This is a genomic window from [Clostridium] polysaccharolyticum (assembly GCF_900111595.1).
GTDB classification, from domain to species: domain Bacteria; phylum Bacillota; class Clostridia; order Lachnospirales; family Lachnospiraceae; genus Clostridium_AI; species Clostridium_AI polysaccharolyticum.
The window spans coordinates 1-14,541 of record NZ_FOHN01000041.1; the positions used below are offsets into that span (position 1 = coordinate 1).

Below are 14,541 nucleotides of genomic sequence, written 5' to 3' on the forward strand. Positions count from 1 at the left end.
CATACTCGAATCACTGCACGAGCTTGTAGATGCCAATAAAGATACGCATTTTGTTAAGCAAATCCATCTAATTGAAACCTTCAAAGGTGCTGGTTTCTTATCTGCTGTATCCCTCATGGGCGAGATTGGTGACTTTTCTGCATTTGCCAAGCCAAAACTTGTCGCCATGGGCGCTGTATCTCATAAAGTATGCAACATGATATTTGCAATACTTAGAGACAACAAAAGAAAGATATTTTCACCAAGGGATAAGTGCGCCCATTTTTAATCCCGAAAAAAACAAAAATTTTTTTTGTTTAGTCATTGACATTTATTAGCTGGACTTATAAAATTTTATAAATAGTTCTAGGAATTTGTCATTCCCATTTCATTATAAAATACAACTAAAGACATTGTAAATAGGACTATTCCCTGCATATGATACCAGCAATCTTACTCTATAATGGTATTTACCCAAATGTCACTCCGAACCATAAAATAACCTACTGCCACCTTAATCAGTTCAGAAAATGTAATTACTACAAAGAGAAGATGTATTTCCATATCTGTAAAATAAGCAAGTACAAAAGCCAATGGAATCATGATGAACCATGTAAATATAAAATCAAACAGAAATGTAATTCCTGTTTTACCTCCACTTCGAAGCGTAAAGTAACAGGCATTGGTATATGACCACATTGGATTTGCAAGTGCTTGAACAATAATAAAGAAGGATGCAAGCTTTTTAATCTGTATTTCTGTATTATAAAAATCAGGGAAACACTTTGCCAGAGGAAGCATTAGCATTCCCGCTATGGCAGAAAGAAAAACTGAAAATGCAAGAAGTTTGTTATTCTCATCTCTAGCTTCTTCCTGTTTTCCTGCTCCCAATGACTGTCCTACAATGATCCCTATGCATGCCCCCATCTGAATAAACACTACATTAAACAGATTACCAATGGTACTTGCAATATTTCTTGCCGCTACCACATTGATTCCTCGAGCGGAGTAGCACTGTGCAATAACAGACATCCCTGCTGCCCACAAAAATTCATTAACAAACAATGGAAAGCCTTTTTTAATCATTTGCTTTGTAAGATCCGCTGGAATATAGAATCCTTTAAAAATTCCTTTTATATATGGATTTCTCTTTTTATCCGCATGTACCCAGACAATAATAATAAAAGCTTCAATGGACTTGGCTATAACGGTGGCTAATGCTGCTCCACTGACTCCCATCTGCGGCATTCCCAGTTTTCCAAATATCAGGCCATAATCCAATACAAGATTAATCCCAACAGCAAAAAAAGATGCCAGCATCTGCACAATGGTTATGCCACTTTCCCTTACCACACTTGCATATGCCTGACCAATTCCAAACGGTATCAGGCCAAGCACCATAATTTCCATATACTCTTTTCCATAATGAAGCGTAGCAGCTATCATTTTTTTTGAATCCTTTTTACTTAAATAAAGTGAAATCAGCTGTGTGCTAAATCCCTGTAAAACTGTAATTCCTAAGAAAACCAGAACAGCACTGACTAAAAGACGGAATCGAAAAGTATACTTCTGGCCTTCATAATCGCTTTTTCCACAAAACTGTGCTCCAAAAATACTTGGACCTGAAACTGCCCCGAATATGGTTATGTTAAAAATAAAAATAAACTGATTCACAATGGATACTCCACTCATCTGGGCCGTTCCTACCTTTCCTACCATTACATTATCCAGCAGACTGACTGCATTGGTTATAGTGGCTTGCAGAATCATAGGAATGACCAGTATAAATACCCTCATATAAAATGCCTTATCCCCGATGTATTTTTCCTTCCAAGCTCTTTTCTCCTTCATTTTCTAACTCTTATCCTTTCTCCCTTTCTTATACCATTGCCTTCACTGGCACACCAATAATTTTAACACATTCCTATGACAAAAAAAGTTATGCACCGTAAAAGTGCATAACTTTAAGTAATTCTTTTAACTTCTTCAGGAAATGAAAGGTATGTGCCGATACATCGAGGACTCCTTCCTGTCAGTATCAAATCAAACGTTAATAACAAACAAACATAAACAAATCAAAACCCAAATAAATCAAATGAAAGAAAACAATGTGTTATCTGTTTCTTACAACATTATTGTACAATGTTTTTTTATGAAGGGTTATTACATGTAAAAATTTAAACTTTTCATGTCATAAAGTAACATTTGGAACATTCTTACTCATACTTTCTTATACAGAAACTATACTTTGTTATGTCCCCTAAGCACCCTTTTTTCTAAAGTTCTAACTGTGTATCCTTAGACATAATATACATTGTTATCTCACATCCTGAGACAAATGACTGATTAATCTCAAGATCATAATATAATTTTATTTCAATCACATCTTCTTTCTCTTTTACATCAATATGATTGGTGAAAATACCGATCTGTAACGGACCAAACGGTGTCGTATAAACTGTGGTATTCTTAAAGTTCTCTGCAAAAACCATATGCACATTAGAACCACCCTTTTTTATAATTTCCACTTGATCCTTTGTAATTTTCACTGTATTTGTAGAAATATCATGCTCTCCATCTGCACCTTCCATGATTTCTTCATATCTTACATAGTGCTTGCCATTTCTAAAAAAATACTCACCTGGTGCAATCATCTCGACAGCTTCATCGCTGCCCATTTCAAATTGTAATCCCTTAATTGAAATCAAAATATCCTTTGTCATAGTATCCTCATTAAATTCTAATATTGTTCAATATCTATCCCCTTAGCTTCTTCAACCTCACATGGAAGAATCGTATTGGCAAATGCCTTAAACTTTTCCGCACCATCGCTGACATAAAACTTATGGGCAGGCATCTGTTCTGAGCACTCCAAACCATTTTCCAGAAGCACATCCTTAGTATGCTTTGCCGTTTCAAATGCTGGATTTACCAAAGTAACATCCGGTCCCATTACTTTCTGTATAGTATGTCTTAGCAATGGATAATGAGTACAGCCTAATACTAGAGAATCCACCTCATAACCTTGTAATTCATTTAAGTATCTCTCTGCAATCTCTATTGTAACAGAATCATACAGCCATCCTTCTTCTACTAAATTTGCAAATAAAGGGCAAGCTTTTTCATAAACCTGTAATTCCGGATTAATCTCTGTTAGTATACGTGTATAAATTCCGCTGTTTATTGTACCCTGTGTACCAATAATTCCGATTCGCCCATTCTTGGTGGTCTGGGCAGCCGTAATGGCCCCTGGCTTTATTACACCAATTACAGGTATCGATAATTCTTCACGTATGGTATCCAAAGCAAATGAACTTGCTGTATTGCAGGCAATTACAATAGCTTTCACATCTTTGGTTAATAAAAATTTTGTAATCTGCCTTGAAAATAAGATAATCGTTTCTTTTGACTTACTTCCATACGGAACTCTGGCTGTATCGCCAAAATAAACAATCTGTTCCATTGGCATCTGTCTCATAAGCTCTCTTGCAACCGTCAGCCCACCTACACCAGAATCAAAAACTCCTATCGGCGCATTTCGTGACATAAAAAAACCTCCTAAACAGCTTTTCTTCATTCTACTCTCTTTAAGTAAATTATTCAACTAATAACCCTATCTTTTATATGCAGTCCCTTTCCTTTTCTTTGTCCATTCAAACAATTTAAACTTATAAGAAACCTTACATGTCTTCTTAGAACTTATGCTTTTGTATTCGTCCTGTGTCAGCACATTTTTTAATTTTGCCTTTGAACTGTCTGGCACTACACAATAGCTGCCCTCTACAAAACACAGACTCGGAAACATGACACACCACCAGTTCTTTCCCTTTGCATCTCCTAAAAGAACATCCAATGCTTCATATTTTCCTGCTGGAAATGTTAAATCTCCATACATTTTAATCGGAAATTCTCGCTCATGGTATACAACATTACACGAATACTGGTACCCTTTCTCCTCTACTGTCTTTTGAGCTATTTCCTTAATTACAGGCATTTCCCTTTTCATTATATGCTCTGCTTGTTTCCTGTCTCCTATGCCATTTAATTTTCCCTGCATATAAGAAACTATATTATCCTTAACCATCAGCTTAACCTTCTGATCAACTGGATTGTCACTATTGGCAATGACATGGAAACGGATAATTTCTTTTGCAATGTCCTTTTGCATATTTTTATTTATTCCTCTATGTAATATCGTAGATGAAGCCCCTGCAAGACAAATGCTCAATAACAAGATACATCTTATTTTACTGTTTATTATATTTTTATTGATTAATTTTCTCATAGCCCTTACTCCTCGCTTTCTTTGCCTAAATTATTCCCATAAAAAAAAAGAATAAACCTGTATTGGCACCATCTGCTGCAAAAGTTGCAAAAAAATTAATTTCACTGTATAATGTGTATACAAAAAACGTGTAGATTAGAGGACGAACTATGATTACAACTTTACAAGGAAAAGCATTTGGGAAAATTAATATCGGTTTAGATGTACTAAGGAAAAGAACTGACGGTTATCATGATGTAAAAATGATTATGCAGACGGTCTCTCTTTATGATCGCATAACCATTACAAGGACAAGCAAATCCTCCTCCATTGCATTAGAAACCAACCTTAGTTTTCTTCCATCTAATGAAAATAATATTGTATACAAAGCTGCCAAGCTTATCAAAGATGAATTTGGCATTAAGGATGGACTATCCATTAAACTGGAAAAACACATTCCTGTTGCTGCTGGTATGGCTGGTGGAAGCACGGATGCTGCTGCTGCTCTTGAAATGCTTAATACTATGTATGTTTTGAACCTTAGCAAAGAAGAATTAATGAAGCGTGCCTTAAAACTGGGAGCAGATGTTCCTTACTGTGTGTTAAAGGGAACTGCGCTAAGCGAAGGAATTGGCGAAAAACTTACACCTTTAAAACCATTAATGCCTTGTTTTATTTTAATTGTAAAGCCACCTGTCTACGTTTCTACAAAATTTGTTTATGAAAACCTGAAAATAGATCAACTTAAAAGTCATCCAGATATTGACGGCATCGTGACCGCAATTGAAGCAGGTGAACTAGAAACCATGTCACGGAAAATGGAGAACGTACTAGAAACCGTTACAGAAAAAAATTATCCTGTCATTTCTTCTATTAAAGAAACCATGATTCAGCAAGGTGCCATATCTTCTCTCATGAGTGGAAGTGGCCCTACTGTATTCGGCATCTTTGAAAGTGAAGAAAAAATCAATCAGGCAGCTTCCTTTTTTAAGACAGCTCATCCATCATTTAGAACATATGTCACCAAACCAGTTAACAGTACGTGACGGAGGGAGGATTATTATGGACGACCAGTTACAAATTGAAATGAACGAATATTTACCGCTTCGAGATGTGGTATTCAATACATTAAGACAGGCTATCCTTCGTGGGGACTTAAAACCAGGGGAACGCCTAATGGAAATAAAACTTGCCAAACGCCTTGGTGTAAGCCGAACCCCTATTCGCGAAGCGATACGCATGCTTGAATTAGAAGGCTTAGTGGTTATGATTCCCAGACGTGGTGCTGCTGTTGCACAGATTACAAAACAGGACTTAGAAGATGTATTAGAAGTACGCTGTTCCTTGGAAGAACTTGCAGTAGAACTTGCTTGTACCAGAATTACAGGGCACGAATTAGAAAGCCTTCATGAAGCGTTGCAAGAATTTGAGAAAGCTTGTGACAATAACGACATTAAAGCTCTTGCAGAAAAAGACGTAGCATTTCATGACATTATCTTTGAATCTACAGGGAACCAGAGATTAGTCCAGCTTTTAAATAATTTACGGGAACAGATGTATCGTTATCGTTTAGAATATTTAAAAGAAGAAAGCTATCATGACAAACTCTTACAAGAGCATAAAACCATTGAAATGGACATAAAAAATCATGATGTAACAGCTGCCAGACAGCATATTAAGGAACATATATACAATCAGGTTATGTATGTAAGCCAGAAAATTGAAGTTGACGCTGAATAAATTAGCCATAAGCCCTCTGTCCAAGCCACAAAGGGCTTATGTTTTTTTATATAGAATCAACCTTTTTAATTAGCAGCAACTTATCTCCTACACGCGTCATATCAGAATCTAAACTGTTCATCACCATAATGCTATCCACCGTTGTCTGGAATTGTTTTGCAATACTCCACAAACTATCCCCAGGTTTCACAATATAGCCTACCATACTTGGCATATCCTGCAGTTTTTCCAGATTACAAGGTTTCTCTTCAATTCCCACAATAATGGACTCATTTAGCTTCATAAAAGCAATCGTGTCTAAATTAAGAGCTGCTTTGATTTCTACCTCTTCACTGTCTAACATAATTACGCTAATCTGTTCTACACTTGGCGTAATCTGATAGAGACAGTTCTCATCTAATCCCTTAATCTCCACAAACTGGGTAAATGGAATTACGCCTTTTGCTGCTCCAATTGGTTTGCTGTCATCTTCCGATACATATAAAATCTGTACATCTACAACACCTTCAACCTCTACTCCACCTTCTGTAAGCACTTCATCATCAATACGGACATTTCCACTTGCATTACAGATTTGAAGAATACTTGGCTGGCCCGAACCTACATTTACACGGTCAGTTACACGAAACTTACTATTATTCTTGCCAAGCAGCTGTTCAAAATAAGCTATTTTCGTCGTAGGAATCAGTTCTTCTGCTGTGGAATAGCAGTCACTTAAGATCTCTAATTCTTCGTCCTCATACACTTTAATATCTAATTCTAACACCACATCACAGCTGATTACACGTTCTTCCCCATCATCATCAGACTTAATCTGTAAGTCAGAACCAGCCATATTTACAGAGATATTGGATATCATATCATCACGGCAGCCATTGCAGTCTACCATACTGTTAAATGGAACTTCCGTTTCGAAATACTGTGGCATCTGTTCGTCTGTATCACCTGAATAGAGAATAAATACCAGCAGAACACCACGAACATTAATTTTATCTTCCAGCACTCTGGTATCCAGCTCTCGAATATCCATTTCATCATAAAGAATTTCATAAATGTTTTTCTTTCCGTTAGGAATATGAATTTCATCTTTAATGCGAATAGTATCTTTCTTGTTGGTCATGAGCTGTGTAATATTCAGGTTCTTATACTTCTTCTGGCAGTTTTGATCTGCATTAATAGAAACGGCTGTTTCTTCATCATAACTATCTTCTGAAATGAAGGTAAATTCAACGATAGTTTTTACACTGATTTTACGTGAGTTAATCAGGCTTGTAGTCAAATCCTCAATATCCCACTTTACGGCAATCACATCCTCAGCACTTGTTTCATCCATATTAATAATTTCTTCAAATGGAAGTTCGCCTGTGATATTATGTATTGGTTTCACAGAGCCGTCACTGATATATAAAATATTAAATAGAAGTGAGCCCTTTATTGCAACCTTGCCGTTCATCGCCTTTACATCCTGCATTACAATTGTTGCCTGGTCTTTAATTATCTGCTCAATGTCCGGTTTTACATCTGGCACATTGAAGTCGTCGTCCATAGTCAATTGCACGTTGGTTTTACACTTCAATTTATTCATATGGACGTTTCTCTTTACCAATTCCACAAAAAATCCCTCCTTGCCTTATATACTATAAGTATTCAGGCAAGAAGGGATTTATTACAAATTAACTGCATAACATTAATTGAACTTCCTTTGTTAAGATATCAGCATAACTTACTGACATTGTTTTCGTACCTTCGTCTACATAATTTACAAGCTGTATAGTAAAAATACTAGGATATGTTTCTGAAATAATTCCTTCGGCTACTTCCACTCTGTGACGGCCCCTATTGGAACGGATGCGAACCCTGCTTCCTATATGGCTGTCAACAGCACGACGTACACTCTTTAAATCCAATTGTTTCATTACTAACCTCCAACATATATAAATGCTAAACACCGGTTACAAATCACAAAAACTCCTTTTCATTATAGTACAAGTGCTAATTTATGTCAATACATTTTTTCCCTGCCCTTTTCATCTTCTGCTTGCATTGGTACATGTTCTTATCTGCCTGTACAAAAACATCATCAATGCTCCTATCCTCCGTTTGCATATAAACTTCATATCCAAAAGCAACTGAAAGGGTATATCCTTCTAGAAAATACACATTTTCAATGTCATGAGTTAGTTTGTCTAACACATATTTTACCTTAATCCCATTCATTTTATGAGCCAAAACACAAAATTCATCGCCACCAATTCGGTAACAGGTTCCTTCTTTTAAAAATGCACCTCGAATGGCATCTGCTACCTTCTTAATTGCCTTATCTCCCATCTTATGCCCCAGCGTATCATTTATTTTCTTCAAGTTATTCATATCAATAATAATCACGTATACCTCATTACTGGCAGTGTCTCTGGCTCGCAGCATATCCATTTCTTCCTCAAAACTTACTCGGTTATTAAGTCCTGTAAGAGAATCTGTATATGCAAGTTTACGAAAATGATCCTTTTCCAGCTTGCTTACATACATGGTTGCAAACTCACGCTCATACCCTAAAAAATTAATTCCAATAAAAAAGATAACTCCGAAATGAAACCATCTTCCCCCCACTATTCTTGTGCTTAAACATAACATAAACATATCATGAATTGCTGTAATCAGAAGCAGTATCAGACCTGCGTCCCTCCACTTCAGAGATTTTATTTTTTTATTCTTTTTCCAGCGTAAAAAGCCATTGATCACAATGCCTGCTAATATTCCTGCATATAAGAAAACCGTATAAGGACGAACTTCTACATAATCTATTAACCGATATACAACCATAAACGATGTCATTGCAAAACCTAACAGACTGGCGTGGTACATTCCTCTTATCCACATATCTTTTTCATAATCCCGAAGCAGAACCATATATGTACATAAAATACTTGGAAAAATGCACGATAAAATACATTCCACCTGTGAAGCACAGTACACGTCGTGAATTAAAAACTGTGACAGTTTTGATTCACTCAAAAACCACAGTCCAAGACAAAACACCACAATGGCAAGATAAAGTCCGCTTTCAAACTCCATATCCCTTAAGACAAGATAACTTACGAAAATAAACAATGCTACTAAAATAACCACTAGCCCAATGAAAAAGTATGGCATTTCCTTTTTTACTATGTATGTATGAAGTGCTGTCTTTGTTCCAGTATATACGCAAGGCATTATCCCAGAATAGAACCGATAAGGTGATTCAAATTCTATTTCCACTGAGTATTTATTTTTTTCCCCTGATAGTTTTACAACATTCCACCTGATTCCTGGAGCCTTACTTAAAGCATACTTTCCCTTATACCCATATGAATAAACAAGTCCACCATCTACATAGACACGAACCTTATTCTGTACTGAACGAAAACACAGATATTGTTCTTCGCTATTAAAAAATTTCATCTGCTTCGTAATTGAAAACAAATCTCCGCTTTCTCCTTCTTGCCTGCTTGGCAGCTGAATACTTCCTTTTCTGTTATAATTCCAAGACAAACTCCAATTCTTATTCTCAGAACTTATTTCTTTTGAACCTAAAAACGCATCTTCGCTTTTTGTATTCCATACCACATATCCCATTAAGATTCCAAAGAAAAAAATACAAAGAACTGTTCCCATAACATGTAATCTTTTCATAGATCCTTAACCTCACTTGTCGTTTATGTAATATTCTACTTTCACTATAAAGCATAATTGCGCAAAAAGCAATCAAACCTAACAAAAACCCACAAATATAATAAATATACTTGTAGGTTTTCACTTTATTCATAAACAACTGGTTTATCAATAGCCTCTGTTTTTATAACAACGTACGGGTATGTAAGCGCTTGAGTTACTGTATCGTTTCCATCTGGTCCTAACAAAGTTGTGTCTATGTAAATAGCATTTTCTGTTTCATAAAACTGATTTACCTGAATACTAAAACCACCTGACTTCTGTTCCCCATATCCCACAATTACATATAAATATTCTCCATCATTATAAGACAATTTCATATGCTGTACTTTCTTTTCTTCAATCATATCTTTTACCTGTTTTGGCTGATCCACCTCTTCTACTACAGTAAACTCTAAATCTCTTAATTTTTTATCTTTGGCAGTTTCCGTTTTACAGCCTGTTAATGTAGCCAATAAAGCCACAAACAGAAGTATCGCAACTACCTTTTTCATTTCACTATACCCTCCTAATGAGTTTTTATTTCTTAACCAGATTACCAAAAGTGTAAAATACATTTTCATTATTATCTTCAACGTGAACGGTATAAGTCTTAGTGGCATACCCATTCTTTTTCAATGTTATAACATGGACTCCTAAAACTTTTGTAAAGCTAACAGGTGCAATTCCTTTGTATGCGTCATCTACATACACTTCTACCTCAGCTGGAGACTGAATTGTTATTTTGTGGAGCGTATCCATTCCACTTCCTGAAGCTTTGGAAGACGGCTCTGCTGGTTTTGGAGATTCTGCAGCTATATTTTCCTTATCTGTAATGGACAGATTATTCTCTTTATTGCCACTATCTGTCTTATCATCCTTTTTATCAGAGTCCCAGTCAAGAAGAATATCGTCTGAATCTGTTTTGTCCTCAGACGACACATTATCATCTTTACTTGAACTTTCTTCTTCAGAAGTATCTGGCACCAGATTTACCTCAATATCCTGATCTGCCTGGCCTACTGTCAACATTCCAGAAAATGATTTATATCCACTTAAGGTAACCGCAATAGTATGATTTCCATAACTTAATGTAACTGGTGCGGAGTAATCTATTTGCTTGCCATCAATATATAAATCTGCACCGTAAGGATTAATCTGAAATTTAATTTTACCTTCTTTTGCTTTAGATATAGACAACTCACTCCTGTCAACTGTAAGTTCCTCTCCACGTTTAACCGTTACCTCCTTAGTCCCAATTACACGATCTTTCTGTAAAACTATTTTACAGCTTCCTTCTCGTACAATAACCCGAAAAGGCTCTCCTTTTATTTTCTTATAAGTACTTGCACCTATATAAACAGTGCCACCTACAAAATCTTCAATATTGGTAAAACGAATAATTCCATGACCTTTTGTAACAATAATAGAATACACGGTCTCCCCAATACCTTTTACTGTAAACTGATCTTTGGCACTTAAATCAGATAGTGAAATTAATTCTCCCTCTCCCACAAACACTATGCTCTCATGAAATCCATATCGTGAACTGCCTAACTGAATAACACCTTTTTCATTATCCAGTCTCATCTTCTTCACATTTTCATAAGACCATGCATTTTTATCTATATTTAAGGAAATCAGCTTATTTACCTTTGTGTCATAGGTAAACCGAACAATTTCACCTAAAGTAATTCCTTTCATGGAAATGATTTTATCAAACTGGTTTCTCACATCTGTACCACCATTGTACCGTAGTGTCATTTGTGTAGCATTTTCTGTTAAACCCAGACTAATGGTTTGATTTTCTTCATCAATATCTTTTACTATTCCCGTAAAAGAACGGCTAAAATCTGGACTGTTCGTTGCACTTGGTCTTTCTGGCTGCTGTTTCTTTCCATTATCATTGACTACCAACATTCCACAATAAATAAGTCCACTAACAAAGAGTATAATAACTGCAATCATAGCAGCCTTATATTGTCTTCCCCTGTTCATCTAAAATTCCTCCTGCGTATAGAATTTTCCCCTATATTATACAATAACGTCTTAAGTTCTGTAAAAACAAATTTTTCATCTCTTCCTGCTGCTGAATACAGGATAATTTCTGAATTGTTCTTCCTGATATCCACGATTTTTTTCCATTAAAATAATAATTGGTGACCTTCCAGAACTTTTCTGGATAAAGCATCAGAATATATAACAGTTCCTGTTCTTCCTGACTCACCTCATGATTTGAAAAGTATTCCTTCAATATCACATTGGAAAGCATAATATCCCAATTGTTCTTTTCCATTACCTTTCGCAAAAAGTAATAAAGATCAAATATCTGAATTCCTATATCTGCTTTATCAAAATTAGTTGTAAAAATTCCTTCAGATGTAACAATTATATTATGATACGTATAGCTTCCATGAGTAACTGTTCCACTATTCACAGAACTCTTCATAAGTTCTTCAAACGACGAACCTGCTAGAAGGTCTGTTGCCTCCATTGCCTGTTTGTAAAAGCGCTCATACACACTTAAGAAGCGCACCTCAAATTCATTTTTCTGCTTCTTATCAATTATGTAAGTCCTTACACGTTTGAGCTCTCTATTATGCTTTTCAAATAATACTGGCAGCATTTTGGTCTGGGCAAACGGTCTATCTTTGGCAAATGGCACACTCTTAAGGTGTTCGTGAAGGCTGGCAAGATTTCTTGCAGCATTTTTGACTTGAACCAGTTCTTTTAGATTGGATTCCTCACCTATGCACCAGTTTTTAATGATATACTTTTCCCCTTGACTATCTTCACTTATGATTTCATTTTCCTTATTCAGACAGTACTGGTCTACATTCATGTTCCCTTGCTCTGTTAAGAATACAAGAAGTTCATGTTCAAATTCAATTCTTTGTTTTGAACTCTGAATAGAACGAAAAAGTTTTACCCCTTTATCTGTTTCCAGCAAAAGGGCCCCTCTGGCTCTATAAATATTCTCAATTTTGAAATTATACTGTCGAAAGATTTCCTCATATCTATCGTCCACATTAAGCCCTCCCATTAAAAATATTACCCGCAAACCGGTGTCTATTTTTAATAGTATGACTGTGAAATTGCTTTCATTCCTAATTCTTGTTTAACTTTAAAGAGTTTAACAAAATTTCTTTCTGATTCTGTTCAGGGTCCTCTAACACCCTTTCTAACAGGCTTTTTAAGACATCCCCCACTTCTTTTCCTGGCGCCACGCCAGCCTTTATCAAATCATTTCCATTGACTGCTAAATCCTTTAGCGTAAATGCTTCCTTATTAGCAATCCTCTCTTCCATCAGTTTTTTAGACTTTTCTAAACGAATAAGTTTTGCTTCCTTCTGATAGGAACTCTGGGCTAATACATCTGCGTACTGTAAAGAAATCAAAGGGAAAATAATCTCTCCACCTATCTTATTCATAGCTCTTCGAATTGCTTTTGGAGTTAATTCATAACGGTAATCATGCCAACGTATCAGCTGACTCACCATATTCACAGTATAATTGTCAAACTTTAATCTCTTAAGAATAATTTTTACCATCTTAGAACCTTCCTCATCATGTCCACGGAAATGATCAACACCATTTTCATCAGTTGTTCTCATAGCTGGCTTTCCAACATCATGTAAAAAAATTGCCCAGCATAAAGCAGAATACAGCTTATGATCATCATACAGTTCTTTATACTGGCCACTAACTGCCACCTCATTGTGAAATGCTAAAAGTGCCTTAATACAGTGAACGCCAACAACATCTATATGGTTCGGGTTATTCTGAGGCGTATCCATCATCAGGTTAAACTCAGGCAGAATATAATCCGTAAGACCTGTTTTGTGGGCAATAAAAAATCGGTCTGGATACTTTGCACACAATAATTTATCTAATTCTACACGAATACGCTCTGCACTGATATTTTGAATTGTTGATGCTAGCTTGGCAATAGCATCTTTCGTATGTTCCTCAATTTCAAAGCCAAGCTGACCTGAAAAACGGATTGCACGTAACATTCTTAATGCATCCTCGCTAAAACGTTCCTCTGGATTGCCAACACAGACAATTCGTTTTCTTTTTAAGTCTTCCATGCCACCAAACTTGTCTACAATACCAGTTACGTGATTGTAAGCCATTGCATTTATGGTAAAATCTCTCCTTTTTAAGTCTTCTATCAGATTAGTAGTAAACTCTACGCTTTTTGGATGTCTGCTATCTTCATATTCCCCATCAATACGGTAGGTCGTAACTTCGAATCCCTCTTTCTCCAACATAACCGTTACTGTTCCATGCTGGATTCCCGTATCAATCGTTCTTTTAAAGAGTTTCTTCACCTGTTCTGGTTTCGCAGATGTAGTTATGTCCCAGTCTCCAGGAATTCTGTCAAGCAATACATCCCTTACACATCCTCCTACCGCATAGGCCTCGTAACCACTGTCTAATAATTTATTTAATATGAATTCTACCTTTTCAGGTATGGCTATAAACATAAAATCCTCCTTTGGTCATTACAAACCTCTAAATATTCGTAAACATAACTTAGAGTATTGACAATACACAAATCTAAATTTCCTCTTTATATCATAATTCTTTATAAAGATAGTTACAAGAGTTCCATTTAATAATTCTTCTCTAATAGAAGTTTTATATACATAAGAAAAAAACAAGTTGACGTTTACTCCCAGCTACTATACTCCACAGACTTTTGGCTTTTCAAAGTTGCAAGTTGACATAATAAACCAAAACAATCTATAATTAGCAGGAAAATGAATGGATTAGGTTGCTTCTTTTGCAACGGAAAGGATACCTTTATGAAATTACAGAAAACTTTGGCGGCTGTTATGGCTTTCTCCACAATGCTATCTAGCATT

Annotated in this window: 13 protein-coding genes and 1 pseudogene; 3 read left to right on the top strand and 11 right to left on the bottom strand. The window is 35.9% G+C overall.

Translation table 11 applies throughout. The annotated features are described in order from the left end of the window. A pseudogene (locus BMY85_RS14740) lies at window positions 1-268 on the top strand (IS110 family transposase); the annotation flags it as partial. Window positions 269-432: 164 nt separating this feature from the next. On the opposite strand, the gene BMY85_RS14745 reads toward BMY85_RS14740, so the two are convergent. From BMY85_RS14745 to spoIIR, 4 genes are all read right to left on the bottom strand, one after another. Beyond that, window positions 433-1,830, bottom strand: a complete 1,398-nt coding sequence (locus BMY85_RS14745; protein WP_092479096.1) for an MATE family efflux transporter — start codon at window positions 1,828-1,830, stop codon at window positions 433-435. Window positions 1,831-2,255: 425 nt separating this feature from the next. After that, window positions 2,256-2,702, bottom strand: a complete 447-nt coding sequence (locus BMY85_RS14750) for a DUF1934 domain-containing protein (protein WP_092479097.1) — start codon at window positions 2,700-2,702, stop codon at window positions 2,256-2,258. Window positions 2,703-2,719: 17 nt separating this feature from the next. Next, a complete protein-coding gene (gene murI, locus BMY85_RS14755; protein ID WP_092479100.1) occupies window positions 2,720-3,526 on the bottom strand; it encodes a glutamate racemase in 807 nt (268 codons plus the stop codon). Between the two features lie 66 nt (window positions 3,527-3,592). Continuing rightward, on the bottom strand, window positions 3,593-4,264 hold the full coding sequence (gene spoIIR, locus BMY85_RS14760; RefSeq protein ID WP_092479102.1) for a stage II sporulation protein R: 672 nt from the start codon (window positions 4,262-4,264) through the stop codon (window positions 3,593-3,595). A 149-nt stretch (window positions 4,265-4,413) separates the two neighbouring features. On the opposite strand from spoIIR, the gene ispE reads away from it, so the two are divergent. Continuing rightward, window positions 4,414-5,289, top strand: coding sequence for a 4-(cytidine 5'-diphospho)-2-C-methyl-D-erythritol kinase (gene ispE / locus BMY85_RS14765; protein ID WP_092479104.1), 876 nt, complete (start codon window positions 4,414-4,416; stop codon window positions 5,287-5,289). Window positions 5,290-5,305: 16 nt separating this feature from the next. Next, window positions 5,306-5,983, top strand: a complete 678-nt coding sequence (locus tag BMY85_RS14770; RefSeq protein WP_092479106.1) for a GntR family transcriptional regulator — start codon at window positions 5,306-5,308, stop codon at window positions 5,981-5,983. Window positions 5,984-6,029: 46 nt separating this feature from the next. Here BMY85_RS14770 and BMY85_RS14775 read toward each other — a convergent pair whose 3' ends face one another. The 7 genes from BMY85_RS14775 to BMY85_RS14805 form a co-directional block, all read right to left on the bottom strand. After that, window positions 6,030-7,568, bottom strand: a complete 1,539-nt coding sequence (locus BMY85_RS14775) for a DUF3794 and LysM peptidoglycan-binding domain-containing protein (protein ID WP_177180814.1) — start codon at window positions 7,566-7,568, stop codon at window positions 6,030-6,032. 88 nt (window positions 7,569-7,656) lie between these two features. Next, window positions 7,657-7,899: a Veg family protein gene (locus BMY85_RS14780; RefSeq protein ID WP_092479110.1), complete on the bottom strand. Its 243-nt coding sequence runs from the start codon at window positions 7,897-7,899 to the stop codon at window positions 7,657-7,659. Between the two features lie 76 nt (window positions 7,900-7,975). Next, entirely contained in the window at window positions 7,976-9,652 is a 1,677-nt protein-coding gene (locus BMY85_RS14785) for a GGDEF domain-containing protein (RefSeq protein ID WP_092479112.1), read from the bottom strand. Between the two features lie 125 nt (window positions 9,653-9,777). Further along, window positions 9,778-10,185, bottom strand: a complete 408-nt coding sequence (locus BMY85_RS14790; RefSeq protein WP_092479114.1) for a protease complex subunit PrcB family protein — start codon at window positions 10,183-10,185, stop codon at window positions 9,778-9,780. A 25-nt stretch (window positions 10,186-10,210) separates the two neighbouring features. Then, on the bottom strand, window positions 10,211-11,668 hold the full coding sequence (locus BMY85_RS14795) for a PEGA domain-containing protein (RefSeq protein ID WP_092479116.1): 1,458 nt from the start codon (window positions 11,666-11,668) through the stop codon (window positions 10,211-10,213). 31 nt (window positions 11,669-11,699) lie between these two features. After that, window positions 11,700-12,698 carry a CotS family spore coat protein gene (locus tag BMY85_RS14800; RefSeq protein WP_177180815.1) on the bottom strand — a complete coding sequence of 333 codons (999 nt, stop codon included), beginning with the start codon at window positions 12,696-12,698 and terminating at the stop codon, window positions 11,700-11,702. A 79-nt stretch (window positions 12,699-12,777) separates the two neighbouring features. Then, window positions 12,778-14,160, bottom strand: a complete 1,383-nt coding sequence (locus BMY85_RS14805) for a CCA tRNA nucleotidyltransferase (RefSeq protein ID WP_092479120.1) — start codon at window positions 14,158-14,160, stop codon at window positions 12,778-12,780. Window positions 14,161-14,541 lie beyond the last annotated feature (381 nt).